24 protein-coding genes are annotated in these 26,011 nt (G+C 71.7%); 6 read left to right on the top strand and 18 right to left on the bottom strand.

The features are described 5' to 3' along the window. Positions 1-38: 38 nt before the first annotated feature. On the top strand, positions 39-857 hold the full coding sequence (locus ACIHEJ_RS33720) for a DUF4253 domain-containing protein (protein WP_400141303.1): 819 nt from the start codon (positions 39-41) through the stop codon (positions 855-857). 61 nt (positions 858-918) lie between these two features. Here ACIHEJ_RS33720 and ACIHEJ_RS33715 read toward each other — a convergent pair whose 3' ends face one another. Then, a complete protein-coding gene (locus tag ACIHEJ_RS33715) occupies positions 919-2,121 on the bottom strand; it encodes a PLP-dependent aminotransferase family protein (protein WP_400141301.1) in 1,203 nt (400 codons plus the stop codon). 83 nt (positions 2,122-2,204) lie between these two features. Continuing rightward, positions 2,205-3,551, bottom strand: coding sequence for a helix-turn-helix domain-containing protein (locus tag ACIHEJ_RS33710; protein ID WP_400141299.1), 1,347 nt, complete (start codon positions 3,549-3,551; stop codon positions 2,205-2,207). 164 nt (positions 3,552-3,715) lie between these two features. Between ACIHEJ_RS33710 and ACIHEJ_RS33705 the strand changes: the two genes are divergently transcribed. Then, positions 3,716-4,420 carry a DUF4232 domain-containing protein gene (locus ACIHEJ_RS33705; protein ID WP_400141297.1) on the top strand — a complete coding sequence of 235 codons (705 nt, stop codon included), beginning with the start codon at positions 3,716-3,718 and terminating at the stop codon, positions 4,418-4,420. 25 nt (positions 4,421-4,445) lie between these two features. On the opposite strand, the gene hemB is transcribed toward ACIHEJ_RS33705, so the two are convergent. Beyond that, on the bottom strand, positions 4,446-5,447 hold the full coding sequence (gene hemB / locus ACIHEJ_RS33700) for a porphobilinogen synthase (protein ID WP_400141295.1): 1,002 nt from the start codon (positions 5,445-5,447) through the stop codon (positions 4,446-4,448). A gap of 230 nt (positions 5,448-5,677) precedes the next feature. Between hemB and ACIHEJ_RS33695 the strand changes: the two genes are divergently transcribed. Beyond that, positions 5,678-6,670 carry a phospholipase D-like domain-containing protein gene (locus ACIHEJ_RS33695; RefSeq protein ID WP_400141293.1) on the top strand — a complete coding sequence of 331 codons (993 nt, stop codon included), beginning with the start codon at positions 5,678-5,680 and terminating at the stop codon, positions 6,668-6,670. Positions 6,671-6,755: 85 nt separating this feature from the next. Here ACIHEJ_RS33695 and ACIHEJ_RS33690 read toward each other — a convergent pair whose 3' ends face one another. The 6 genes from ACIHEJ_RS33690 to ACIHEJ_RS33665 form a co-directional block, all read right to left on the bottom strand. After that, positions 6,756-8,390: a M48 family metallopeptidase gene (locus ACIHEJ_RS33690; RefSeq protein WP_400141291.1), complete on the bottom strand. Its 1,635-nt coding sequence runs from the start codon at positions 8,388-8,390 to the stop codon at positions 6,756-6,758. Between the two features lie 174 nt (positions 8,391-8,564). After that, positions 8,565-10,277 carry a uroporphyrinogen-III synthase gene (locus ACIHEJ_RS33685; protein ID WP_400141289.1) on the bottom strand — a complete coding sequence of 571 codons (1,713 nt, stop codon included), beginning with the start codon at positions 10,275-10,277 and terminating at the stop codon, positions 8,565-8,567. Beyond that, the gene (gene hemC / locus ACIHEJ_RS33680; protein WP_400141287.1) at positions 10,274-11,269 is read right to left on the bottom strand and encodes a hydroxymethylbilane synthase; all 996 of its coding nucleotides are present in this window, start codon (positions 11,267-11,269) and stop codon (positions 10,274-10,276) included. Before hemC ends, ACIHEJ_RS33685 begins: the two co-directional genes overlap by 4 nt. Further along, entirely contained in the window at positions 11,266-12,954 is a 1,689-nt protein-coding gene (locus ACIHEJ_RS33675) for a glutamyl-tRNA reductase (RefSeq protein ID WP_400141285.1), read from the bottom strand. Before ACIHEJ_RS33675 ends, hemC begins: the two co-directional genes overlap by 4 nt. Next, positions 12,951-13,715: a redox-sensing transcriptional repressor Rex gene (locus ACIHEJ_RS33670; RefSeq protein ID WP_400141283.1), complete on the bottom strand. Its 765-nt coding sequence runs from the start codon at positions 13,713-13,715 to the stop codon at positions 12,951-12,953. Before ACIHEJ_RS33670 ends, ACIHEJ_RS33675 begins: the two co-directional genes overlap by 4 nt. A gap of 281 nt (positions 13,716-13,996) precedes the next feature. After that, positions 13,997-14,278 carry a glutaredoxin family protein gene (locus tag ACIHEJ_RS33665; protein ID WP_400141282.1) on the bottom strand — a complete coding sequence of 94 codons (282 nt, stop codon included), beginning with the start codon at positions 14,276-14,278 and terminating at the stop codon, positions 13,997-13,999. 117 nt (positions 14,279-14,395) lie between these two features. On the opposite strand from ACIHEJ_RS33665, the gene ACIHEJ_RS33660 reads away from it, so the two are divergent. The 3 genes from ACIHEJ_RS33660 to ACIHEJ_RS33650 all read left to right on the top strand — a co-directional run bounded on the left by ACIHEJ_RS33660 (position 14,396) and on the right by ACIHEJ_RS33650 (position 17,924). Then, positions 14,396-15,316, top strand: coding sequence for an HAD family hydrolase (locus ACIHEJ_RS33660; protein ID WP_400141281.1), 921 nt, complete (start codon positions 14,396-14,398; stop codon positions 15,314-15,316). A gap of 355 nt (positions 15,317-15,671) precedes the next feature. Beyond that, entirely contained in the window at positions 15,672-16,454 is a 783-nt protein-coding gene (locus tag ACIHEJ_RS33655; protein ID WP_400141279.1) for an ECF subfamily RNA polymerase sigma factor, BldN family, read from the top strand. 234 nt (positions 16,455-16,688) lie between these two features. Continuing rightward, the gene (locus ACIHEJ_RS33650; protein WP_400141277.1) at positions 16,689-17,924 is read left to right on the top strand and encodes a DUF5667 domain-containing protein; all 1,236 of its coding nucleotides are present in this window, start codon (positions 16,689-16,691) and stop codon (positions 17,922-17,924) included. A 208-nt stretch (positions 17,925-18,132) separates the two neighbouring features. Here the strand turns inward: ACIHEJ_RS33650 and ACIHEJ_RS33645 are convergent, their stop codons facing one another. From ACIHEJ_RS33645 to ACIHEJ_RS33605, 9 genes are all read right to left on the bottom strand, one after another. Continuing rightward, complete coding sequence (locus ACIHEJ_RS33645) at positions 18,133-19,200, bottom strand: lysophospholipid acyltransferase family protein (RefSeq protein WP_400141275.1); 1,068 nt, start codon at positions 19,198-19,200, stop codon at positions 18,133-18,135. A 14-nt stretch (positions 19,201-19,214) separates the two neighbouring features. After that, positions 19,215-20,285 (bottom strand): NAD-dependent epimerase/dehydratase family protein, encoded by a 1,071-nt coding sequence (locus ACIHEJ_RS33640; RefSeq protein ID WP_400141273.1) that lies wholly within the window; start codon positions 20,283-20,285, stop codon positions 19,215-19,217. Positions 20,286-20,515: 230 nt separating this feature from the next. Then, entirely contained in the window at positions 20,516-20,614 is a 99-nt protein-coding gene (locus ACIHEJ_RS33635; protein ID WP_003948845.1) for a 30S ribosomal protein bS22, read from the bottom strand. A 145-nt stretch (positions 20,615-20,759) separates the two neighbouring features. After that, positions 20,760-20,972, bottom strand: coding sequence for a helix-turn-helix domain-containing protein (locus tag ACIHEJ_RS33630; RefSeq protein ID WP_158727370.1), 213 nt, complete (start codon positions 20,970-20,972; stop codon positions 20,760-20,762). A gap of 129 nt (positions 20,973-21,101) precedes the next feature. Continuing rightward, the gene (locus ACIHEJ_RS33625) at positions 21,102-21,917 is read right to left on the bottom strand and encodes a phosphatase (protein WP_400141271.1); all 816 of its coding nucleotides are present in this window, start codon (positions 21,915-21,917) and stop codon (positions 21,102-21,104) included. A gap of 98 nt (positions 21,918-22,015) precedes the next feature. Beyond that, on the bottom strand, positions 22,016-23,188 hold the full coding sequence (locus ACIHEJ_RS33620) for an acetoin utilization protein AcuC (RefSeq protein WP_400141269.1): 1,173 nt from the start codon (positions 23,186-23,188) through the stop codon (positions 22,016-22,018). Next, a complete protein-coding gene (locus ACIHEJ_RS33615) occupies positions 23,139-24,350 on the bottom strand; it encodes an MFS transporter (protein ID WP_400141267.1) in 1,212 nt (403 codons plus the stop codon). The genes ACIHEJ_RS33620 and ACIHEJ_RS33615 overlap by 50 nt, the downstream gene beginning before the upstream one ends. 91 nt (positions 24,351-24,441) lie before the next feature. Continuing rightward, on the bottom strand, positions 24,442-25,173 hold the full coding sequence (locus ACIHEJ_RS33610; protein ID WP_400141265.1) for a VC0807 family protein: 732 nt from the start codon (positions 25,171-25,173) through the stop codon (positions 24,442-24,444). A gap of 91 nt (positions 25,174-25,264) precedes the next feature. Then, on the bottom strand, positions 25,265-25,909 hold the full coding sequence (locus ACIHEJ_RS33605; RefSeq protein ID WP_400141263.1) for an HAD family hydrolase: 645 nt from the start codon (positions 25,907-25,909) through the stop codon (positions 25,265-25,267). Positions 25,910-26,011: the final 102 nt, after the last annotated feature.

The following is a 26,011-nucleotide window of genomic DNA, read 5'->3' as shown; positions in this document are numbered from 1 at the left end:
CAACGGCGTTGTCAGTGGAGCGGTTTACAGTCACCGGCATGGCGACTCTTCCCAACCCGCTGCCCAGGCTGGCCACCGATCCGAGTGGACGTTCCCTGGGGCTGCAACTGCCGCCCGGCAGGCTGTTCGACCTGGCCCACGACGGCCCGTGGCACGAGCCTCTGCTGTGGTACGCGGAGAAGCCGGCCGCGCCCGGCACCTGGAAGGCCCTGGGTGCCCGGGCGTCCCGGGTCGGTCTGCTGCCGGTGCTCCTGGACCTGGGCGGTTCGCCGGGCAGCCCGCAGGACTGGGTGTTCCTGCCCGGCGAGACGTCGTACCCGGGGGACCACGACGCCGAGGAGGTCCTGGAGGAGTACTGGGAGGCGGAGACCGAGGACGGTGAAGTCACCGAGGAGATCCAGCCGTTCGGGGACGACTGGCCCGGGCTCGCGTCGGCCCTCGCCCTCTCCGCCGACCCGGACACCCGTGCCGCCCAGGTCGCCGACGCGCTGGCCGGCGACCCGGACGCGGAGGTCGAGGAGCCGCACCTCGCCCTGGTCCCGGCCCGCCGGTCCGCCGACATCCCGGCGGCACTGGGCTGGACCGGCGCGGTCGACTACGAGGGGGACGCGGCCCGGCTCTGCGCGGTGCTGCGCTCATGGGAGGACCGCTTCGGCATACGGGTCGTGGCCCTCGGCCTGGACACCCTGATCGTGTCCGTCGCGGCCCCGCCGGCCACCCGGGAGGACGCCGAGGCGGTGGCGGCGGAGCACTTCGCGTTCTGCCCGGACACCGTCCTCCAGAGCGACCAGGACACCCTCGGCGCCTACGCCAAGGACCTCGTCGGCTCCCCCACCTGGACGTTCTGGTGGGACTGAAGCCCTCGTAGCGCGCGGCAGGGCAGGCCCCGGGCCGGCCGGCAGACGGCGTATGCGTCCCTCAGCCGCCGAGCCCCCGGCCCAGCCTGCGCAGCCCCTCCGCGATCTCCTCCGGTGTCTGTGTGACGAAGCAGAGCCGGAGGGTGGAGCGGTCGGGTTCGCCCGCGTAGAAGGGCGCGCCGGGGACGTAGGCGACGTTCTGCTCGACGACGCGCGGCAGCAGCGCGAGGGTGTCGTACGACTCCGGCAGGCGGACCCAGAGGAACATGCCGCCCTCGGGCCGGCTCCACACCGAGCCGGCCGGGAGGGCGTCCGGCAGCCCGGCCAGCATGGCGTCACGGCGTGCGCCGTACACCGCCCGCACCCGCGCCACATGTGCGTCCAGGACGTCCAGGTAGCGGGCGGCGGCGAGTTGGTTGACGGTCGGGGTGTGCAGGTCGACCGCCTGCTTGGCGACCGCGCAGGCGCGCCGCAGTTCCGCCGGTGCCCGCAGCCAGCCCAGGCGCAGGCCGGGGGCCATCACCTTGGAGAAGGAGCCGAGGAGGACGGTCCGGTCCTCGGCGCCGGGGCAGGAGGCGATCCAGGGGACGGTCCGGCCGTCGTAGCGGAGTTCGCCGTACGGGTCGTCCTCGACGATCCACAGTCCGCTGCGGGCGGCGACGGCGGCGATCTCCTCGCGGCGCGGCGCGGGCATGGTGCGGCCGGTGGGGTTCTGGAAGGTGGGGACGAGGTAGAGCAGCTTGGGGCGTTCGCGCCGGACCGCCTCCTCCAGGGCCGCCGGGTCCACGCCGTCCGCGTCGCCGGGCACGGGCACCACGCGCGCGCCCGCGAGCCCGAAGACCTGAAGTGCCGCAAGATAGCAGGGGCTTTCGACGAGGACCGTGTCGCCGGGTTCCAGCAGGGCCGTCGCCAGCAGGGACAGGGCCTGCTGGGAGCCGGTGGTGACGAGGAGGTCGTCGGGGTCGGTGGGCAGTCCCCGCCCGGTCACCCTGGCCGCGATCCCCGCCCGGAGCGCCGGTTCGCCCTCGGTGGTGGAGTACTGGAGCGCCTGTGCCGCGGACTCCGCCAGCACCGCGTGGAAGGCGGCGGCTATGCCCTCGCGGTCGAAGAGTTCCGGTGCCGGCAGTCCGCCCGCGAAGTTGATCATCTCGGGGCGTGCGGTGACCGCGAGGATGTCCCGGACGGGCGACCCGCCCACCGACCGGGCACGGACGGCGAGGGGCGGAACGGGGGCGCGGGGCGGAGCGGGCTCGGCGACGGTCATGGCACGGCTCTCCTTCGGCTCGGGGAATCGTCAGGCTAGAGAAGTACGTGCCGTCTACACCGGTGATTCCGCGATCCGGACGCTCAGCCGGCGTCCGTCCCCGACGTCGGCTGCCACTTCTCGCCGCCCAGCGGGAAGGCGTACGCGGGCCGTCCGTTGTTGCCGCTGGTGCGGAACGGGTGGCCGTTGTCGTCGATGCGCAGCGTGCCGTGGCGCGTTCCGCTGGACCACGCCAGCTCCAGGTACCAGCTGACGTCGTACGCGGAGGCGTCGGCCGTGATGTGGAACTCCTCGGGGTCGGACCGGCTCACCTTGAACGGGAAGCCGGGCTGCCCGGACTCCGGCACGACCTGGGGACGCAGCGCGTCCAGGGCGAGCGTGAAGGACCGGGGCCGCATACCGCCGCCGCAGCCCACGCCCGGGTAGCCCATGGCGTAGTCGTTCCACGCGAGCGGCGTGCGGCGGCCCGCCATGCGCACGGACAGCTGCTCCAGCACGACGGTGGCCGAGCCGGTTCCCTGCACGGTGAACGTGACGTACTGCTCCCCCGCCGACACCGCCTTGTGCACGGCCACGTAGGCGGGCGCGTCCTGCTCAAGCGGGGGCGGGGAGACCTCGGTCGGGGGGCGGTCGATCAGGTAGTGCTGATGGCAGGGGTCCGGCCAGGCGTAGGGGTGGGTGGTGATCGCGAGGGGCGGGGCGGTGGAGGTGACGGTGTCGCCGCGGTCGGGCGTACGAGCGGTGTGCGGCGCGCTCGGCCTGTGCCCGGGCCGCGTACCGGCGGGCGGTGACGAGGAGCGGGACGGGCCGGCCGAGCGGGTGGCGTCGGTCGGGTGCGCGGCGTCGGGCGCCGGCGCCCGGTCGCCCGGTGCGTCCGTACGGGCGGCCGTGGCCGAGCCGGCCTGGCTGCCCTCGCTGTTCCGGTCGCTCGGGGACAGGTGTACGGCGACCGCCGCCGTGCCGAGCAGCGCGGTGACGGTGAGGGCGGCGAGCAGGACGGTGCGGACGCGTCGACGGGGTCGGCGGTCCGACACCGGTTCCCGGGCGGGCGTGGGCGTGACCGACTCACCGGGCGCCGGACCGACCGCCTCGGCGGGCGCCGACGCGACCGCCTCATCGGCCACCGGCCACGCAGCAACCGCCCCCGTCTCCTTCCGCCCCCTCCCCGCATCCGCCAGCACCCACCTGCGGTGCAGTTCCACGAGTTCCTCGGGCGTGGCCCTGCACAGGCGGGCCAGCCGTTCCACGGGGGCGTAGTCGGTGGGTACGGCGTCCCCGTTGCAGTAGCGGTGAAGCGTCGACGTACTCATGTGCAGCCGTTTGGCGAGCGTGCCGTAGCTGTGCCCGGAGCGGTTCTTCAACTCCCGCAGGAATTCCGCGAAATCGCTTCCCCTGGTGGTGTCCGCCACCGTTCCTCCATCCCCCCGCATCCCACCCCGGCGTTCCAGGGATGAGGCGTATGCCCTGGTCAGCGCCTGTGTGAGCGTTCCAGCGTCCCGGATCGTCCGCTGGTCATGGCGGACGGGACGACCTGCCCCGCAGGCTGTTGGTCATCCAAGCACGCCAAGGGGCCCGGCCCGAAAGAGGACTTGCCATGCGTTTGCGCCACATCCGTCTGTACGCCGCGACCGGTACCGCCCTGACCGCTCTCGCCCTCACGGCCTGCGCGGGCGGCGGAACCGGCACGAAGGACGAGGGCGCTGCCCGGCCGGAGCCCGCGGCGACGGCCACGACCACGGCCGACAGGACCACCGCACCCAGCGCCTCCGCCGCGCCCGGCGCCCCGGGCGCGACGAGCACCGCGGGCGTCCCCGACGCCACCACCGTCTCCGCCCGCACCGCCAAGCCGCGCACACGCACTCCCGGCGCCGCGGTCCACCCCTGCAACGGCTCGAACACGAAGGTGACCGCCACGCCGGTGTCCCGTCCGCTTAACCACCTGCTGCTCACCGCGACGAACACGAGCGGCGCGCGCTGCGACCTGATGTACTGGCCGACCCCGCGCTTCGACGACGCTCAGTGGGCACCGGAGGTGATCAACGACAGCCGGCCGCAGGCGGTGGTGAGCCTGGCGCCGGGCGAGTCCGGGTACGCGGGCGTGCGGCTGTCGGCCGCGGACGGCAGCGGCGAGCACGGCACCACGGCCCACAGGCTGGAGGTGTTCTTCCAGGGCCGCGTGCCGAACACCGGCAGCGGCCCCTCCGCGCACCCGTCGCTGCCCGCGAAGGGCGTGTACTACGACTCCACGCTGGCGATGACGTACTGGCAGCGGGAGAAGTCGGACGCGCTCGCCTGGTAGCCGGCCGAGCGGAACGCGTCCGCGTTCAGTCGAACCGCCTCATCTTCTGGGCCGCCTCGGTCGCCCAGTAGGTGAGGATGTTCCGCGCTCCGGCCCGCTTGATGCCGGTCAGGGTCTCGAAGATGGCGCGGTCCCGCTCCACCCAGCCCTTCTCGGCGGCGGCCTCGATCATCGCGTACTCGCCGGAGATCTGGTAGGCGGCGACGGGCACGTCCACGGCGTCCGCGACCCGGGCGAGGATGTCCAGGTACGGCCCGGCCGGCTTGACCATCACCATGTCGGCGCCCTCGGCCAGGTCCAGCTCCAGCTCGCGCAGGGACTCGCGCCAGTTGGCGGGGTCCTGCTGGTAGGTCTTGCGGTCGCCCTGCAGCGAGGAGGCGACGGCCTCGCGGAAGGGGCCGTAGAAGGCGGAGGAGTACTTGGCGGTGTAGGCGAGGATCGCCACGTCCTCGCGGCCGATCTGGTCGAGCGCGTCCCGGACGACACCGATCTGGCCGTCCATCATCCCGCTGGGCCCGACGACATGGGCGCCGGCGTCGGCCTGCACCTGGGCCATCTCGGCGTACCGCTCCAGGGTGGCGTCGTTGTCGACCCGGCCCTCGGCGTCCAGCACCCCGCAGTGCCCGTGGTCGGTGAACTCGTCCAGGCACAGGTCCGACATGACGAGCAGGTCGTCGCCGACCTCGGCCCGCACATCGCGGAGTGCGACCTGGAGGATCCCGTCGGGGTCGGTGCCGACCGTCCCCTGGGCGTCCTTCTTGGAGTCCTCCGGCACGCCGAACAGCATGATCCCGGAGATCCCCGCCTCCACGGCCTCCAGCGCGGCCTTCTTCAGGCTGTCGCGGGTGTGCTGGACGACACCGGGCATCGAGGCGATCGGCACGGGCTCGCTGACGCCCTCCCTGATGAACGCCGGGAGGATGAAGTCGGCGGGGTGCAGCCGTGTCTCGGCGACCATCCGCCGCATGACCGGCGAGGTCCGCAGCCGCCGGGGACGGGTACCGGGGAAGGATCCGTACTTCGTCATGCCTTCTACGCTACGCCCGCCCGGGGCGCGCCTTTGCCAACACCGTGTCGGCCCGGTGAGTGGCCCACGGGCGGCCCACAGACACCGCATTCGAGGGCATGGCGGTGCCGTCATACGAAGTCTTTGCGCTCCCCTGGGCATCCCTGGATCCGCCGGCCTCCCCAGCGTTCTACGCGCGTGGTGTCATGCACGCGCCACCCCCTCCCACGGCTTCCCCCTAGGAGTCACGCATGCTGCGGAAGGCCCTCACCCGCGCGGCCGTCGCCCTCGCCGCCGGCACCGCCGTCGTCGTCACGGCCGTTCCCGCGAACGCGGCGAGCTACTCGGCGTTCGCCTTCTCCCGGACCGGCAGCCAGCCCACGATCTACGACTTCATCAACTCGGCCACCAGCACACTCGACATGACGATGTACGAGCTGGAGGACACCACGGCCGTCAACGACCTCATAGCCCTGAAGAACAAGGGCGTCAGGGTCCGGGTCATCCTCGACCGCCGGCACAAGACCGCCGACAACGCGGCGTACACCTCCCTGACCGACGCCGGCATAGGCGTGGTCTGGTCGTCCTCGGCGTTCGTCTACACCCACCAGAAGACGATCACGGTCGACGGCACCAAGTCCCTGATCCTGACCGGCAACCTCACCGCGCAGTACTACACGACCAGCCGCGACTACGGCGTCTTCACCGACGACACGCGCGACGTCGCCGCCGTCGAGAAGGTCTTCGACGCCGACTACACGGCCACCTCGGTCACCCCCACCGACGGGGACCACCTGCTCTGGTCCCCCACCGACTCCCGCAACCGCCTGGTGTCCTTCGTCAACTCCGCGACCAAGACCCTCGACGTGGAGGAGCTGGAGTTCAGCGACAGCACGGTGGTCAACGCGATCGTGGCCCGCGCCAAGGCCGGCGTGAAGGTCCGCGTGGTCCTGGAGAACCCGTCCGGCTACTCGAGCCAGGTCTCCGCCGTCAAGGCGGCCGGCGGCACGGTCGTCGGCTACTCCGACCCCAACGGCTTCTACATCCACGCCAAGGCGATGGTCGCCGACTACGGCCTGACCACCCAGGAGGTCGAGGCCGGCTCCATGAACCTCAGCAGCAACTCACTCGCCGACAACCGCGAACTGGGCATCATCCTCACCGGCACGGGCGTGACCCAGCCGGTGGCCCAGACGATCGAGACAACGTTCAGCAGCGACTACGCGGGAGGTACCGCGGCCTGACCGGCACCGAGCGGCAGACGGGCAACACCGCCCCGTCTGCCGCTCAGCCCGCGCCGAACCGCACGAGTACGCGGTCGGCCGATGATCAGCCGGCGGGGTCCCGCGACAGCCCCCTATGCCTCCGGTCGCCGACGCCGGCGCGGGGTCGGACGGGCATGTGGTCGATGCCGGCGAGCAGGGTGCGCAGGGGTGCGGTGTCAGGTGTGTCGGCGACGGCCGCGTCGAGGGCCTCGTCCATGGACTTCTCCCACTCCTCGGGCAGGGCGAGTCCGGGACGCCCCGACCACGCGATGTCGGGGCGGGCGAGTCCGGCGTCGGTGAGGCGCAGATGGACCATGCCCGCGAGCCCGTCGAAGACCTTGGGCCGGATGAAGTTGCGGGCGGACGCCCCGACCAGTCGCGCCGCCTGCGGCGGCTTGGGCATGCGGTCGGCGACCTCCATCCACAGCAGGCCCCGGTCGAAGGCGTCGAGCACCTCCTCCAGGCCGGGCAACTCGGTGCCCACCGGTTCGCCGGCGCCTCGGGCCTGAGCACGCAGCGCCCTGACGACGGCGAGCCGCAGCGGCCGGGACCAGCCCTCCGCGTCGGCGACCGCGCGGGCCATGACGAGGTCGTCCCAGCTCATGCGCCGCAGCCCGGCCGCCTCGTGCGGCAGCGTGCACGCCTCCAGTTCGGCGAACACCTTGCCCGGATCGCGCAGCAGGCCGAGCGCGGTCGGCGCGTCGGCCGAGTCGTCGTCCCGCCCGTCGGCGGGCAGTTCCTCGACCAGGGCGATCCGTTCGGCGGTCGGCGGGTGCGAGTCGTACGGGTGCGGCCTGCGCGCACGGCACCCGGCGGAAAGGGTGGCGAGGTGCTCCCCGGGCCGGGCGGCGAGCAGCCGCACGAAGCCGCCGTGCACTTCGCCCACCGGGGGCAGGGCCCCGAGCGGCGTTCCCATCTCGGCGTACGTCCGCCGGTAGTGGGTGTGTGCGGCGTCGAGTACCGGGAGGGCGCGCAGCGCGGCGACCGTCGCGCCACGGCCCGCGTGCCGGGCGGCCACCTGGTCTGCGGCACGTTCCTGCCGGCGGGCCACGGACTGCGAGGTCCGCAGGAACACGCGGGCGTAACCGAGGTACAGCGCGCCGATCGTGCGGTGCAGCGGGGTACTCCCCCGGCCGAACACAGCCACCGTGTGCAGCACTGCGTTCCGGCCGCGCATGACGACTCCGCCGAGCCGGGTGTCCAGGTGAGCGAAGTGCCCGAACTCGTGGGCGAGGACGGCACGCAGCTGTGGGACGGTCAGCCCGGCGAGCAGCGGCAGACCCAGGAGCATACGGCGCCGTCCGGGCAACAGCCCCAGCAGACGGCTGTGCTCGGCGACGCCCGCGTTCACCTCGGCGACCAGGTGGAGCTCGTCCGGCGGCCGTTCTCCTGCCACCTGTGCGGCAACGCGCACCTGTTCCCACAGCTCGGGCTGGTCCCGCGGCGCGACCGCCACCGCATGCGGCACCGGCCCCAGGCGCCCGGCCCGCACGAAGACGAACATGCCCCGCACGATCGCCAGCGCCAGCAGGACGGTGACGGTCAGGACCATGCCCTCGAGCCAAGCCGCCCGGGCGGTGAGCAGCCGGGTCACCAGCAGCCAGTCGAGCACGGCCATGGCCACCAGCATGGCCAGGCCCATCAGCCAGAAGCCGACCAGCAGCACGAGCGCGCGGACAACGCGCGGCCGGTAGCCCATCCGGAGGTCCCCTATACCACTCGGCCGTCCCGGGCGGGGCGGCGACGCGCGGATCGTACCCCAGCTCTCCGGCTGCCCCGGCTCCCGTCGGGGAGGAGCAGCGGACGGCGGACGGCGGCGCCCCGCCGTCCGCAGTGGACGGCGGGGCGCGCAAGGTCCCGCGAGGGGCTGTGGCTACGTCGTCGAGCGGCGCCTGCGCGCCCCCGGCCGCCGTTCGCTCGGCCGAGTCACCGGATCCCCGGCCTCCACCGCCGCAGCCCGGCGCTTCATGCCGAAGTCCGCCAGCGCCTCCGCCAGCTTGTGCACCGACGGCTCCGGAGCCATGACGTCCACCCGGAGACCGTGCTCCTCGGCCGTCTTGGCCGTGGCCGGGCCGATGCAGGCGATCACCGTCACGTTGTGCGGCTTGCCCGCGATGCCGACCAGGTTCCGGACCGTCGACGAGGACGTGAAGAGGACCGCGTCGAAGCCACCGCCCTTGATGGCCTCGCGGGTCTCCGCCGGCGGCGGCGAGGCGCGGACGGTCCGGTAGGCCGTGACGTCGTCGACCTCCCAGCCGAGCTCGATCAGACCGGCCACCAGGGTCTCGGTGGCGATGTCGGCGCGGGGCAGGAAGACACGGTCGATCGGGTCGAAGACCGGGTCGTAGGGGGGCCAGTCCTCCAGGAGGCCCGCCGCGGACTGCTCACCGCTCGGCACCAGGTCGGGCTTCACGCCGAAGGCGACGAGCGCCTTGGCCGTCTGCTCGCCCACCGCAGCCACCTTGATACCCGCAAAAGCCCGAGCGTCAAGGCCGTACTCCTCGAACTTCTCCCGTACCGCCTTCACCGCGTTGACCGACGTGAAGGCGATCCACTCGTAGCGGCCGGTGACCAGGCCCTTGACGGCACGTTCCATCTGCTGGGGCGTGCGCGGCGGTTCCACCGCGATCGTCGGGACCTCGTGCGGCACGGCGCCGTAGGACCGCAGCTGGTCGGAGAGCGACGCCGCCTGCTCCTTCGTCCGCGGCACGAGCACCTTCCAGCCGAACAGCGGCTTGGACTCGAACCACGACAACCGGTCGCGCTGGGCGGCTGCGGAACGCTCGCCGACCACGGCTATCACCGGCCGGCCGCCGTCCGGGGACGGCAGCACCTTCGCCTGCTTCAGCGTCTGCGCGATCGTGCCGAGCGTCGCCGTCCAGGTGCGCTGGCGGGTCGTCGTACCGGCGATCGTCACCGTCAGCGGGGTGTCCGGCTTGCGGCCCGCCGAGACCAGTTCGCCCGCGGCAGCGGCCACCGAGTCGAGCGTCGTCGACACGACGACCGTGCCGTCCGACGCGCCCACCTCGGTCCAGCAGCGGTCGGAGGCGGTCCGGGCGTCGACGAACCGGACGTCCGCGCCCTGACCGTCGCGCAGCGGCACACCGGCGTACGCCGGCACACCGACCGCCGCGGCCACGCCCGGTACGACCTCGAAGGGCACCCCGGCGGCGGCGCAGGCGAGCATTTCCTCGGCCGCGTCCGTATCCAGTCCCGGGTCCCCGGACACCGCACGGACGACCCGCCTGCCGCCCCGCGCGGCCTCCATGACAAGATGAGCGGCATCCCGGGCAGCAGCCGGGGCAGCGGCGGGTGTTGACGTGCCGTCAACGACCGTCAGCTGGGGCGTGCCCGTGCCCGGCGGCGAGACCGAAGAGGGATCGGCGTCGGTCTGCACGACGGAGACGCCCTGTCGGGCGTGCGTCCGGATCACGTCGAGCACCTCGTGCTCGGCGACCAGGACGTCCGCGCTCGACAGCGCCTCCACGGCGCGCAGGGTCAGCAGTCCCGGATCTCCGGGTCCGGCACCGAGGAAGGTGACGTGCCCGTGTTCAGGACCGGCGGCAGGAAGGGCGGTGGGGCTCAATGTGCTCGCTCCCCCATCAGACCGGCCGCGCCCTGGGCGAGCATCTCGGTGGCGAGTTCGCGACCGAGTGCCCACGCCTGGTCGTGCGTCTGGGGCACGGGACCGGTGGTGGACAACTGCACCATGCGGGTGCCGTCGATCGTGGCGACGACGCCGCGCAGGCGCATTTCCTTGACAAACTGTTCGTCGGCGTGGGGGTCCCCCCGCTCGAGCGGAGCCGAGAGTGGGGGAAGGTCGGCGAGCGCGCCCACGGGGGCGCTGCAACCGGCCTCCAGGGCGGCGAGCAGTGACCGTTCGGCGGTCACGGCGACCCGCGTGAACGGGTCGTCGAGCTCGCCGAGCGCCGCGATCAGGTCCGCGTCGTCCGCGGCACACTCGATCGCCAGGGCCCCCTGGCCGGGGGCGGGCAGAACCGTGTCGACCGACAGGAAGTCGGTCACCTCGTCGATCCGGCCGATCCGGTTCAGTCCGGCGGCGGCCAGCACGACCGCGTCGAGCTCCCCGTCCTGGACGTACCGGATGCGGGTGTCCACGTTGCCGCGGATCGGGACCGTCTCCATGTCCAGGCCGTGGGCGCGGGCGTACGCGTTCAGCTGCGCCATGCGGCGGGGCGCGCCGGTGCCGATGCGCGCGCCGCGCGGCAGGTCGGTGAACTTCAGCGCGTCCCGGGCGACGATCACGTCCCGCGGGTCCTCGCGCACCGGTACGGCGGCCAGGACCAGTTCCTCGGGCTGCGCCGTCGGGAGGTCCTTGAGCGAATGAACCGCGAAGTCGACCTCGCCCCGCGCCAGCGCGTCGCGCAGCGCCGTCACGAAGACGCCGGTGCCGCCGATCTGCGCCAGATGCTCGCGGGAGGTGTCGCCGTACGTGGTGATCTCGACCAGCTCGACGGGCCGGCCGGTCACCCGGTGGACGGCCTCCGCCACCTGCCCGGACTGGGACATGGCGAGCTTGCTCCGCCTGGTCCCCAGTCTCAGTGCCTTGTCAGTCATGCCGGTCGGTCCTTCTCGTCTGTGCTGTCCCCGGCCCGGGAGACGGCGGCGACCGTCTCGGGGTCGAGGTCGAACAGGGTGCGCAGCGCGTCCGCGTACCCGGCGCCGCCGGGCTCGGCCGCGAGCTGCTTGACCCGTACGGTGGGCGCGTGCAGCAGCTTGTCGACGACCCGGTGCACGGCCTGCCGGATCTCGCCGCGCTGGCGTTCGTCCAGGTCGGGCAGGCGGCCGTCGAGCCGCGCGATCTCACTGGCGACGACGTCGGCGGCCATGGTGCGCAGTGCGACCACGGTCGGCGTGATGTGCGCCGCCCGCTGGGCCGCCCCGAAGGCCGCGACCTCGTCGGAGACGATACGCCGGACCTGGTCCACGTCGGCCGCCATCGGCGCGTCGGCGGAGGCTTCCGCGAGCGACTCGATGTCGACCAGCCGTACCCCGGCCAGCCGGTGCACGGCCGCGTCGATGTCGCGGGGCATGGCCAGGTCGAGGAGGAAGAAAAAGGGCGCCGGACGCTCGGCGACCGGCTCCGGCCTGCGCCGCTCGGGGATCCGGCCGACGATGGCGGCGGTCGCGGCGAGCGCGGTGATCAGCTCGGCGTCCGCCTCGGGCGTACGGCGCTCGCGGCGGTCCACGACCCCGCCCGCGGCCCAGGCCGCGTGCTGCTCCAGGGTGGCCGCGTCCATGCCGGCCACGGCGGCCTCACCCATGACGGAGAAGCCGGGCTGTGCGGCGGCCAGGTCCAGCGGGCAGTTCTCGTCGGTGCCGACACTGGTGGGCGGCAGCGGCGCCTTGGCCTTCACGGCCGTACGGCCGCTGCTGTCATCCAGGGCGACGGGCTGCCCGGTGCGGCCCTCGACCGCGTGGGCGACCGCTTCCGCCGTGAGGACGAGCCCTGTCGCCCCGGTACAGGAGACGACGACGTCGGCACGTGTCAGTTCGTCCGGTACGGCGTCCATCGCGACCGCGCGGGCGGTCACGGCGTTGTCGTCCGCCTCGGCCAGTATCTCCGCCAGCCGTTCGGCGCGGTCGAAGGTGCGGTTGGCGACGACGACCTCGGTGACCCCGGCACGCGCGAGCGTGGCGGCTGCCAGGGAGGACATCGATCCGGCGCCGATGACCAGCGCCCTGCGGCCCGCGGCCCATTCCTGGACGTCGCCGCCCGCGGCCAGCTGCTCCAGGCCGAAGGTGACCAGGGACTGCCCGGCGCGGTCGATGCCGGTCTCGGAGTGGGCGCGCTTGCCGACCCGCAGGGCCTGCTGGAACAGGTCGTTCAGCAGCCTGCCGGCGGTGTGCAGGTCCTGGGCGCGGGCCAGGGAGTCCTTGATCTGGCCGAGGATCTGCCCCTCGCCGACGACCATCGAGTCCAGGCCGCAGGCCACCGAGAACAGGTGGTGGACGGCCCGGTCCTCGTAGTGCACGTAGAGGTAGGGGGTCAGCTCTTCCAGGCCGACGCCGCTGTGCTGGGCGAGCAGCGTGGACAGCTCGGCGACACCGGCGTGGAACTTGTCGACGTCGGCGTACAGCTCGATGCGATTGCAGGTGGCGAGCACCGCGGCCTCGGTGGCGGGCTCGGCGGCGACCGTGTCCTGCAGCAGCTTGGTCTGGGCGTCCACGGTGAGCGCGGCCCGCTCCAGCACGCTGACCGGTGCGCTGCGGTGGCTCAGCCCCACGACGAGGAGACTCATGCCGGCATCACGGCGGGGACGTCCCCGTCGGGCCCCTGGTCGGCGGAGTCGCCACGGGTGGTGGCGGCGGGCAGCGCGCCGTCGCCCGCGGCGGTCTCCTCGCCGGCCTTGCGCTGCTCGTGGAAGGCGAGGATCTGCAGCTCGATGGAGAGGTCGACCTTGCGCACGTCGACGCCGTCCGGGACGGACAGCACGGTCGGCGCGAAGTTCAGGATGGACGTGACACCGGCGGCCACGAGCCGGTCGCAGACCTGCTGGGCGGCACCGGCGGGCGTGGCGATGACACCGATCGACACGCCGTTGTCCTTGATGATCTTTTCGAGGTCGTCGGTGTGCTGCACCGGGATGCCGGCGACGGGCTTCCCGGCCATCGCGGGATCTGCGTCGATGAGGGCGGCCACGCGGAAGCCACGGGAGGCGAACCCCCCGTAGTTGGCAAGGGCGGCGCCGAGGTTACCGATACCGACGATCACAACCGGCCAGTCCTGGGTCAGGCCGAGTTCACGGGAGATCTGGTAGACGAGATACTCCACGTCGTAGCCGACACCGCGCGTTCCGTAGGAGCCCAGGTACGAGAAGTCCTTGCGCAGCTTGGCGGAGTTGACCCCCGCCGCCGCGGCCAGCTCCTCGGAGGAGACCGTGGGTACCGAGCGCTCGGACAGTGCCGTCAGGGCTCGGAGGTACAGCGGAAGCCTGGCGACGGTGGCCTCGGGAATCCCTCGGCTACGGGTCGCCGGTCGGTGTGTTCGGCCAGTTGCCACGGTGCTCCTGCGGGTAGAGCGGGGCTGCAGGCGGTCATACGTCCCCAGACCGCCCCGTCGACAGCAGGCTATGTCTTTGTGAACGCGTGCACAAAGATGGTGTCCGATTTGCCCGGCAGAAGTGACCGGGGTCACGCGACTTTCGCGCCCTCGCCAGGAACCGCCGCATACACAGCGGCGTTCCTTCATTACTGGGGGCAAAACCGCACACTCTCCTCACGAATCCCGCCCCCGAGATCAAACCGCCGTCGATCCTAAGCGACTTTCCCGACCGGTTTGTACTAGTCGGTCAGTGCGCGGCGCAGTCGGTCCTCGTTCACGCGCCAGAAGGTGTGCTGTTCACCGTCGACCAGTACGACCGGGATCTGCTCCCAGTACTGGTCGTGGAGGGCCTGGTCACGGGTGATGTCCTTCAGCTCGAACGGCACACCGAGATCTCCGCTGACCTTCTCGACCACCGCCTGCGCGTCGTCGCAGAGGTGGCAGCCGGGCTTGCGGATGAGCGTGATCAGCCGCGCGCGGGGGGCGGCCTTGCGTCGGAAGAGGGCACTCATACCGGCCATTCTCGCGCGCCGGACGCCGTTCCTCGATCGGTTCTTTAACGACGCGGTCGCGGAGAGTTCACACCCTTCCAACCTCCGGTCGCCGGAAGCACCGAACAGACTGGCTATGCTCACGACATGGCCGCTCTCGGATGGCTCACTCCCCGTAGGCGCTCCGCCACGGCGCGGAGCGTGTTGGCAGGCGAGGCCTCGGCGGAGGCTGCCCGCAAGACCTCGCAGGAGGCTCCGCAGGTCACCGCGGAGGAACCGCAGTTCCCGGTGATCGGTGACGACAAGGCGGCTGCCTTCTTCGATCTCGACAACACGGTGATGCAGGGCGCCGCGCTGTTCCACTTCGGCCGGGGCCTGTACAAGCGGAAGTTCTTCGAGACCCGCGACCTCGCCAGGTTCGCCTGGCAGCAGGCGTGGTTCCGGCTGGCCGGCGTCGAGGACCCCGAGCACATGCAGGACGCCCGCGACTCCGCGCTGTCGATCGTCAAGGGCCACCGGGTGGCCGAGCTGGAGACGATCGGCGAGGAGATCTACGACGAGTACATGGCCGACCGCATCTGGCCCGGCACCCGCGCCCTGGCCCAGGCCCACCTGGACGCGGGCCAGAAGGTGTGGCTGGTCACCGCGGCCCCGGTGGAGATCGCCCAGGTCATCGCCCGCCGCCTCGGCCTGACCGGCGCGCTGGGCACGGTCGCGGAGTCGGTGGACGGCGTCTACACGGGCAAGCTGGTCGGCGAGCCGCTGCACGGCCCGGCGAAGGCGGAGGCGGTCCGCGCCCTGGCCGCGGCGGAGGGACTGGACCTCTCCCGCTGCGCGGCGTACAGCGACAGCCACAACGACATCCCGATGCTCTCCCTGGTCGGCCACCCCTACGCCATCAACCCGGACACCAAGCTCCGCAAGCACGCCCGCGAGAAGGACTGGCGCCTGCGGGACTACCGCACGGGCCGCAAGGCGGCCAAGGTGGGCATTCCGGCCGCGGCGGGCGTCGGCGCGGTCGCCGGTGGCACCGCGGCGGCGATCGCCCTGAGCCGGCGTCGCCGGTAACCACCCCCCTGCCCTCGCCGTACCGTCCCTCGTCTTCGCCACACCGCCACCCGCCCTCGCCACGCCGTAGCGGGCCGCGCTGCAGCATGCGCCCGAATTATGCCGCGGCCACTTCAACACGCCCCGGACTTCGCCGAAACACGTCCCTTTCCGATCAACAACCGATCAATCTGCGGCACTCGATAAGGCGCCAATCGGCAACAGAAGCGACGCAATCGGTGATTTGAGCAACTCGGTGTAGCAGTGCCTGCACGAAGCGTTATTCTCCTCAGACGCAATTCGGTACCTCTCCGTCGCTACGACGGGTGAACGGTTCCGCACTGCACGTGATGGAAGCTCTGCCTCTGGGAGTCCCGTGTACCCACACGTCGGGGTTGACGCCTCGGGCCTGGCTACGCTGCGCGCAACGATCGCAACGGTCAAAGAGACGCTGCGCGGCCTCGTCCCCACCGCGTACGCCGTCCCCGCCCTCGCCGCCACCGCCGCGCCCGTCGGCCCGTGCTACGCACTGGCCGACGGCGGCGCCGCGGTCGGCAGACGCGGGCGCTCCAGCGGCCCCGCGACCACCCGCCGCCCGGCCGCGGACAGCGACAGCGCCCGGATGATGGACCTCGTCGAGCGGGCCCAGGCCGGCGAGGCCGAGGCCTTCGGCCGGCTCTACGACCAGTACAGCGACACCGTCTACCGGTACATCTATTACCGCGTCGGCGGCCGGGCCACCGCCGAGGACCTCACCAGCGAGACCTTTCTGCGGGCGCTCAGAAGGATCGGCACCTTCACCTGGCAGGGCCGGGACTTCGGGGCGTGGCTGGTGACCATCGCCCGCAACCTCGTCGCCGACCACTTCAAGTCCAGCCGCTTCCGGCTGGAGGTCACCACCGGCGAGATGCTCGACGCCAACGAGGTCGAGCGCTCCCCGGAGGACTCCGTCCTGGAGTCCCTGTCCAACGCCGCCCTGCTGGACGCCGTACGCCGGCTCAACCCGCAGCAGCAGGAGTGCGTGACCCTCCGCTTCCTCCAGGGGCTCTCGGTCGCCGAGACCGCCCGGGTGATGGGCAAGAACGAGGGCGCCATCAAGACCCTCCAGTACCGCGCCGTCCGCACCCTCGCCCGGCTCCTGCCGGACGACGCCCGCTGAACCGGACACGGTGAGCGACGGTCAACTCACGGTCGGTGAAAGAGTGTTGTCTTTCCGAACCGTTCCCCAGCCGTCCGTAACCCAAGTGCCGCGCCAGTCGTTGTGCGGGATACAGGCTCCCTGTGGTCACGTCCTGGCCGACCCTGATCACTCGATCGTGTGGAAGTGGTCGTGGCGTGCAACCCTCAGGACCCCCTGGGGAGTCGACCGTCATGACGAGAGGAGGTGCCGCCAGTGATCGCGAACGTATCGGCGCACCGGCGGGCGAACGCCTTCGCCCAGGCCCTGGAGGAGCAGTCCGACCAGGACACGGCGGCCGAGCAGTCCGTAAGCCCGGCGAGTTCCCCGCCGACCACCGAGGAGCAGCCCGAGCAGGGTGCGTTGCTGGCCCTCGCCACGGGTCTCGGCGCGCTGCCCAAGCCGCAGCTCGACCCCGAGGTCAAGGTCGTGCAGCGTGCCCAGCTGGTGGCCGCGATGGAGGCCATGCTCCAGGAGGGAACAGGGGCGGCGGATGCGTCGGTACCGGAACAGCGCTCCCACCGGGCCAAGGGCGCGCACCGGGCGGGCCCACTGGGCAAGCTCCGCCCGCGTTCCAGGCTGACCAAGGGGCTCGCCGCGGGCGGGCTCAGCGTCGGCGTGGCCGCCGGGGCCTTCGGCGGGGTCGCCGCCGCGAGCTCCGACGCCCTGCCCGGAGACTCGCTCTACGGCCTCAAACGCGGCATCGAGGACTTCAAGCTCAACTACCTGGACGACAGCGACGACCAACGCGGCCAGACCTACCTCGACCAGGCCTCCACCCGGCTCAACGAGGCCCGGCGGCTGCTGGACCGCGGCCGGGGCGGCCATCTCGACCACGAGTCCATCGGTCAGATCCGCCGCACCCTGTCCGGCATGCAGCACGACGTGACCGAGGGCCACCGCCTGCTGCACGAGGCCTATGAGGCCGACCCCGACTCGCTCGGTCCCATCCAGACCCTGTCCACGTTCTCCCAGTCCCACCGCGAGGTGTGGACGGCGCTCAGCGACAAGCTGCCCGTGCAGCTCGGGGACGTCAAACAGCAGGTGTCGTCGGTCTTCGACGCCATAGACCAGGAGGTCGCCCCGCTGCAGTCCCTGCTTCCGCAGACCCCCGTCCACGGCGGCGACGGCAAGCGGCAGGGTGGCTCCGGCTCGGCGTCCACCGGCTCCTCCGGCACCCACCGGTCGACGGCGCCCAGCACCTCGGGCGGCACCCCCTCCACCGGCCGGCACGCGAGTCCCGGGAGCCCGAGCGGCTCGGCCACCGGCGACAGTGGCGACGGCCTGCTCGGCGGCAACACGGGCGGCCTGCTCGACCCGCCGAAGACCGGCACCGGCAGCGGCACCCCCTCCACCAGCAAGCCCCCGACCACCGCCCCCGACGTCACCCTGCCCCCGCTCCTCCCCGGCCTCCTGCCGGGCCTGGGCATCGACAGCGAGGACACGAACTAACCCCCCACGGCAGTACGACGATGGGGGCGCCCTTCCCGAGCCGGGCGCCCCCATCGTCGTACTCGTCGCCGCACACGAGCCGGCGTCAGAAGAACACCGACCTGCGCTGCTACCAACAGCTTGGCCCCTCCTGTCTGCTGCCCTCGCACTGCTTCGCAGGCATCGGACAGCTGCACCGGCCCCCGACCGGCGGCGAGGTGCCCCTTCCTCAGAAGAACACCGACCTCCGCTGCACCAGCAGCTTGTACAGCGTGTGCTGGATCTGCTCGCGTACCTGGTCCGTCAGGTTGAACATCAGCATCGGGTCCTCCGCCGCCTCCGGCGGATACCCGTCCGTGGCGATCGGCTCCCCGAACTGGATCGTCCACTTCGTCGGCAGCGGAATCGCGCCCAGCGGGCCCAGCCAGGGGAAGGTCGGCGTCAGCGGGAAGTACGGGAAGCCCAGGAGCCGAGCGAGCGTCTTCGCGTTGCCGAGCATCGGGTAGATCTCCTCGGCCCCGACGATCGAGCACGGGATGATCGGCGCCCCCTGCCGCAGAGCCGTCGAGACGAAGCCGCCGCGGCCGAACCGCTGGAGCTTGTACCGCTCGCTGAAAGGTTTCCCGATGCCCTTGAAGCCCTCCGGCATCACCCCGACCAGCTCGCCCTGACCCAGCAGCCGCTCGGCGTCCTCCGAGCAGGCCAGCGTGTGCCCGAGCTTGCGGGCGAGCTCGTTGACCACCGGCAGCACGAACACCAGGTCCGCCGCCAGCAGCCGCAGGTGCCGGTCCGCGGGGTGGTGGTCGTGCACGGCGACCTGCATCATCAGGCCGTCCAGCGGCAGCGTCCCGGAGTGGTTGGCGACGATCAGCGCCCCGCCCTCGGCCGGGATGTTCTCGACGCCCTTCACCTCGACCCGGAAGTACTTCTCGTACACCGGCCGCAGCAGCGACATCAGGACCTGGTCGGTCAGCTCCTCGTCGTAACCGAAGTCGTCGACGTCGTACTCCCCGGTCAGCCGGCGCCGCAGGAAGGACAGCCCGGCCGCCACCCGCCGCTCCAGGCCACCGTCCCGCCCGTCGCCCCCCGGCGGCTTCTCCAGCGGCTTCTCCTCGCGGCCCACAGGCCCATCCTCTTGCGCCTGCGCCCGTCCCGGCAGAGGCTGGACCTCACCCATCTCACCCGCCTCGCCCAGGGCGCCGCGCCTGCTGCCCGCGCCCCGGCGCCGCGCCGGGCGCTGCGTGGCGCTCCCGCGGGACCGGTCGTCGTCGAACGGAATGACCTTGGCGTCCGCCATCGTTGCTGCGCTCCTCAGTTGGCGCTGTCGGCGCTGTGCGTCGTGGGCCGGCCCTCGCCCGGCGCGGCCAGCGCGGCGATCCGGTCGACGGCCCCTGCGAGGGCCTCCGGCGGCACCAGCCCCGGACCCTGGCCGCGGGCGAAGTCCGCGAACGCCTCCGCCGTCGTGTACCTGGGCGTGAAGCCCAGCGTCTCGCGCATCTGGACGGTGTCCACCACCCGCCCGTGCGTGAGCAGCCGGATCTGCTCCGGCGAGAAGTCCGTCATCCCCAGCGTACGGACCAGGGACCCGGCCCAGGTGACCGCCGGCAGCAGCAGCGGCACGGTGGGCCGCCCGAGCCGCCGCGAGCACTGCGAGAGCAGCAGTGCCCCGTCCCCGGCGACGTTGAAGGTGCCGCTGTTCAGGGTGCCCCGGCGCGGCTCGTGCGAGGCGATCCTGAGCACCTCGATGACGTCGTCCTCGTGCACGAACTGCAGCCGCGGGTCGTACCCGAACACGGTCGGCAGGACGGGCAGCGCGAAGTACGAGGCGAGCGGGGTCTCCGCGGTCGGCCCGAGGATGTTCGCGAACCGCAGCACGCACACGGCGACGTCCGGCCGCCGCCGGGCGAAGCCGCGCACGTATCCCTCGACCTCGACGGCGTCCTTGGCGAAGCCACCGCTGGGCAGCGACTTCGGCGGGGTGGTCTCGGTGAACACGGCCGGATCGCGCGGTGCGGACCCGTACACGTTGGTACTGGACTTGACGACCAGGCGCTGCACGCTCGGCGACTTCTGGCAGGCGCCGAGCAGCTGCATGGTGCCGATGACGTTGGTCTCCTTGACCGTGGCCCGGTTGCCGCCGCCCAGCGCCGTGCCCGTCACATCGAGGTGGACGACCGTGTCGGCGCCCGTCTCGGCCAGCACCCGGGCGATCGTCGGCTGCCGGATGTCGGCCTGGATGAAGTCGGCCCCGCCCAGATGGTGAGCCGGCGGCACCGCGTCCACGGCGATCACCCGCTCCACGTCCGGGTCCCGCTGGATCCGCCGTACGAACCGGCCGCCCAGCTGCCGGGCGACTCCGGTGACGAGCACGACCTTCGCCAAGATCTGCGCCTTCCTTCCCGCGATACCCGTGTCCGCGTTCCCCGTGTGCGGCCAACTTAGCGGGTTGACGTTGCACTGTGATGACCGCCCGATGCACGAGGTGACGGAATTTCCCCCATCGGAATATGCCGGGTACCCCGGGAGTGTCCGGGCAGCAGCCCCCGGACATGCCGATGGCCCCCCGCCATTGCTGGCGGGGGGCCATCGGGGCCACGCTCTCGCGGCGCCGCTTACTTCTTGTTGCGACGCTGAACGCGCGTGCGCTTGAGCAGCTTGCGGTGCTTCTTCTTGGCCATCCGCTTGCGCCGCTTCTTGATAACAGAGCCCACGACTACCCTCGCTCACTTCTCATCACTCGGTTGTTTGGGCGCCATGGGCCCACACGACCTACGAGGGGCCAGCCTACCCAACCAAGCGCTCAGGTCGTAATCGAGGGGATGTCCCCAGGTCACTCGTGGTCACCCGGGGACGCCGTCAGGCCGTCTCCACCCCCACATAGCTGTCGCGGAGGTACTCGTGTACCGCCTGTTCCGGGACGCGGAAGGACCGCCCCACCCGGATCGCGGGCAGATGACCGCTGTGCACCAGCCGGTACACGGTCATCTTCGACACTCGCATCACCGAGGCGACCTCCGCCACGGTAAGGAACTGAACCTCGTTCAGAGGCCTCTCGCCAGCTGCACCCATGACACACCTGAACCTTCCGCACTCGACGGCCACCGGCTTCCCCTTCCGGTGACTCTTCGTCGTTGCGTGCTCACTCCCCAATGTAGGGGCGGGTGATGCAAGTGGGGAAGAGGTGCACCCATCAACCGCCTACTGTGACAGACACGCTCGTTTGAGTACGTAGCGGGTAAGCGGGCGGTAGTACGCGGGGCGCACACCGTCATCAAGTGGAACGACGACGGACACGCGCCCCTCGGCCTGCCCCACGAACAGCGCGGGATCGTCCGTATCGGCCGGCCCGATGGTCTCGAACCCGAGCTGACCTGCACCGCAGACCCAGCCGTGATCCCCCACGACCAGCTCGGGCAGTGGTCCACCGGCCTCGGCCGCGGCACCGAGCACCACCCGAACCGGGAGGGGCGAGTGGCTGTGCACGCCCGGCTCACAACCGGGGCGCCCGGCCTCGGGCGCTCGCACCAACGCGACACCTCGTACGTAGTCGAGCCGGAGCGTACGTAGACCGAACTGGGTCAATATGTCGATACAGCGACCCTGCGCAGGGGTGAGCACCTCACACCCCGCCGCCGAGAGCGCGTCCGCCAAGCCTGCGTAGAACCCGAGCAGCCGATGCGGATGGCCGGTACCGAACAGCACCGGCGCGCCACGCCGGGCGACCTCCCGGATCCGGTCCGCGAAGGCGTCCAGCCCGGCCAGCGTCAGCTCCGGATCGATCACGTCCGGCCCCGAGGTGTGCCGGGGGTCGTCCGAGACCCCGCACTTCTGCGCCATCAGGGCCAGCAGGTCCCGCTGCCCCCAGGCACCTTCGGGATCGATCCCGATCACCACACGCGGGTCCCGCGCGGCGAACAACCGGTAACTGCGCAGACTGTCCTCCCGCGACGTCGCGACGACACCGGCCAGCCGGGCGGCCAACAGGTGCGCACGCAGATCAGCGAGGGGCGACACGGGTGCGATGGTGAGGCACGGAGGACGGAGCCCGGGTGGGAACGCGGGAAGTACGCACGGTTGGCGTAACCGATGCCCGGCCGGCACCCGCGCCGGCGCTACGGCAGCAACCCCCGCAGCGGAAACGCCGCCCGCCGAGTCGCCAGCACAGCCTGGTCGAGCCGGTCCCCGGGGTCGTACCCCGACTCCCACGAAGCCCAACTCACCGGCCACCGCCCGTCAGTCATCCGCTGCGGCCCCAACTGCCGGGTCCGGGCGAACACTTCCTGCCGCCACCCCTCGGGGATCAACGTCTCAGGAGCCACCGGCCTCCCCGCGGCGATACCCACCAGATGCGTCCAGGACCGCGGCACCACCTCCACCACCGCGTAGCCGCCCCCACCGAGCGCGACCCACTTCCCGCCCGCGTACTCGTGCGCCAGCTCATGACACGCCACCTGCACCGCCCGCTGCGCATCCAGCGAGACGGCGAGATGCGCCAGCGGATCCTCGAAGTGCGTGTCGGCCCCGTGCTGCGTCACCAGCACCTGCGGCCGGAAGTCCGCGAGCAGCTCCGGCACCACCGCGTGGAACGCCCGTACCCAGCCCGCGTCGCCGGTCCCCGCCGGCAGCGCCACGTTCACCGCGGCACCCTCCCCCGCCCCGGCGCCCGTCTCCTGCGGCCACCCGGTCTGCGGGAACAAGGTCTGCGGATGCTCGTGCAACGAGATGGTCAGCACCCGCGGGTCCTCCCAGAACGCGGCCTGCACCCCGTCCCCGTGATGCACGTCGACGTCCACATAGGCGACCCGCTCGGCCCCCAGCTCCAGCAGCCGGGCGACGGCGAGCGCGGCGTCGTTGTAGATGCAGAACCCGGACGCGCCCCCGGGCATCGCATGGTGCAGCCCGCCCGCGAAGTTCACGGCATGATCCGCGTCCCCCCGCCACACCGCCTCCGCGGCGCCCACCGACTGCCCCGCGATCAGCGCGGACACCTCGTGCATCCCCGCGAAGGCGGGATCGTCGATGGTCCCGAGCCCGTACGCCCCGCCCGCCCCCGACGGATGTGCCGACGCGACCTTCACGGCGTCGATGTAGTCCGCCCGGTGGACCAGCCGCAGCGTCGACTCCCCGGCCGGTTTCGCCGCGACGACCTCCATCTCCCGGTCGAGCCCGAAGGCACCCACCAGTTTCCGGGTCAGTGCCAGCCGGACCGGATCCATCGGATGGTCCGGGCCGAAGTCATAGCCCGTTACTGCCTCGTCCCACATCAGCTGTGCGCGGCCGCTCATGCCCGCCACCGTATCGGTCCGGTTGAGCGGCGAACGACCTGGCGTACACCAACGTCACCAGCACCAACACCATCGGCACGAACATGGCCCCCCGATAGCTCCACGCGTCACCCAGAGCGCCCACCAACGGGGAACCGACCAGAAAACCCACGTAATTGAAGATGTTCAGCCGCGCGATCGCCGCGTCCGAAGCACCCGGGAACAACCGTCCCGCCGCCGCGAACGTCTGCGGCACCAGCACACACAGCCCCAAGCCCAACAGCGTGAACCCGAGCATCCCCACCCACGCCCCGGGCGCCGAGGCCACCACCGCGAACCCACCGGCCGCGACCAGCGCCCCGAGCCTCACGACCGCCGCCGCCCCGAACCGCCGCACTCCGAAGTCCCCCAGGGCCCGCCCCACCAGCGTGGTCACCATGTACACGTTGTACGGCACGGTCGCCAGCTGCTCCGAGCTGCCCAGCACGTCCTTCAGGTACTTCGCGCTCCAGTTGGAGACGGTCGAGTCCCCGACGTAGGCGAAGGTCATCACCAGACAGAGCGGCAGCAGCAGCTTGAAGACGACGCCCCCGCCCGTGGCGCCCTGATCCTCGAGGGGCGCCGCATCCCCGTCGACGTACCACCGGCTCCCCACCAGGGCCGCCGGCAGCAGCACCGCCACGACCGGCAGGTACGACACCCACAGCGGGAGCTGCCAGTGCGCCCCCACCCAGGCCAGCGAGGCCCCGACGATCCCGCCCAGGCTGTACGCGGCGTGGAAGCTGAGCATGATGCTGCGCCCGTACGACCGCTGCAGGCTCACCCCGAGCATGTTCATGGACGCGTCCAGCGCGCCCACGGCCAGCCCGAACACCCCCAGCGCCACGGCCAGCTCCGCGATGCCCCCGCCCGCCCCGGCGCCGAGCAGCGCCAGCAGCACCACCGGCTGGGACCAGCGCAGCAGCCGACTGGGCGGTATCCGCTTCACCAGCTGCTCGGTGGTCACGCTGCCGACACCGGCGAGGACGGGTACGGCGGCCAGGAAGACCGGCAGCAGCGCGTCGGAGATGCCGTAACGGTCCTGGACGGCGGGGATGCGCGTCACCAGCAGGGCGAAGGCGGCGCCCTGGGCGAAGAAGCTGAACGCCAACGAGGCCCTACCGCGCCGCAGCACATCAGTCATGGCGGCGAGCGTAGGGCCCGGGGCTACCCCTGGGTAGATCCAGCCAAAGGTGAATTTCCTTCAGCTTCACCAGTACGCGCAGGCGGCGGGCTCAGACAGCGACGGCCAGCCCGGCCCGCCGGGCCTCCGTGGCCCTCACCTCGTCGCTGACCATGGCCTCGATGGGGCCGGCGGCCAGCGGACCGCAGAGCACCGAGCCCAGCACGATGGAACCGATCATGATGACCGTGCCGAGCCAGACCATGGTGTCCACCGGGATCGTGTACGCCCCGACGACCCGCGCGACGCACTCGGCGAGCAGTACCACGCCCCAGACCACCGAGAAGACCTTCTCCCGGCTCCGGAAGTCCCGGGAGCCGGCCGCGGCCCCGGACACGAGCCGGTCCCAGGCGGCCTCCCTGGCCTCGTCCCCCTTCACCATGAACGGCTTGAGGCCGGCGGTCATCATCGGCTTCCCGAGCGCCACGGAGACCAGGATCCCGATCCCGACGGTGCTGCTGATCCCGCTGTCCTTGGCGAGCATCAGCCGCGGGTCACCGGAGACGAAGCTCAAGCCCAGACCCACCACGTTCACGACCAGGATGAGCATCGCCAGCCCGTTGGCCGCACGGTCCTTGACCAGACTCCACACGGTCCGCAGCGCCGGCCCCACGCTGCTCCAGGCGAGCGCGGCGAAGGTGCTCATCCCGAAGGCGTCCTTGAAGACGTAGTACGAGCCGAGCGGCACGGCCACGTCGACCAGCAGCGGCTTGAAGTTGTCCAGCACGCTCGGGTTCTGCTTCTGCTGCTCGTTCCGGCCCTGGGCCCCCGCGTTCTTCGTCATGCCCTCAGCTTCGCCGCCGCGGGGGGTCCGCCGGTAGAAACGATCGTCCGGACGTCCGCATGACAATTGTCAGGTCCGTGGCGAGCTCAGGTCATACCAGCAGGTCAGCCAACTCACCTATGGAGGAGAAGAGTTCGGTGGCATCGGCGAGCCGTGCCGCCGGTGTCATGGCGGTGAACCCGTACACGTCCATCCCGGCCGCCACGGCCGCCTGGACGCCCAGCGGCGAGTCCTCCACGACGACGCACCGCTCCGGGGCCACTCCCATGCGCTCAGCCGCGTACAGGAAGAGGTCGGGCGCCGGCTTGCCCCGCCCCACATCCTGCGAACTGAAGATGCGCTCCTCCTGGAACCACCGGTCCAGCCCCGTGGTCCGGTGCCCCACCCGGATCCGCTCGTGGCTTCCGGAGGAAGCCACGCAGTACGGCACCGCGTCCGCGGCCAGCTTCTCCAGCACGCCGGCCACACCGGGCACGGGCTGCAACTCCCGCTCGAACGCGGCGAAGACCCGCGCGTGGAACACGTCGTCGAATTCGTCCGGGAGCCGCTGCCCCGTCCGCTCCAGAACCAGATCGTGGATCCTGTGCATCGCCGACCCCATGTAGTCCCGCAAGGAGTCCTCGTACGACGTCGGGTGCCCCAACTCGGTGAGATAGGCCGCCAGGTGCCGGTTGGAGATCGGCTCACTGTCGACGAGGACACCGTCGTTGTCGAAGATGATCAGGTCGTAGCGCATGGGCCAACCCTAAATGCAGAAAACCCCCGCATCTTTCGATGCGGGGGTTTTCCCAAAGATTGTTCGGCGGCGTCCTACTCTCCCACAGGGTCCCCCCTGCAG

Origin of the sequence: Streptomyces sp. NPDC052301, assembly GCF_044593395.1 — a bacterium.
Taxonomy (GTDB): domain Bacteria; phylum Actinomycetota; class Actinomycetes; order Streptomycetales; family Streptomycetaceae; genus Streptomyces.
The sequence above is the reverse complement of the archived record's forward strand: the minus strand, read 5'-3'. Positions and strand labels throughout refer to the sequence as shown.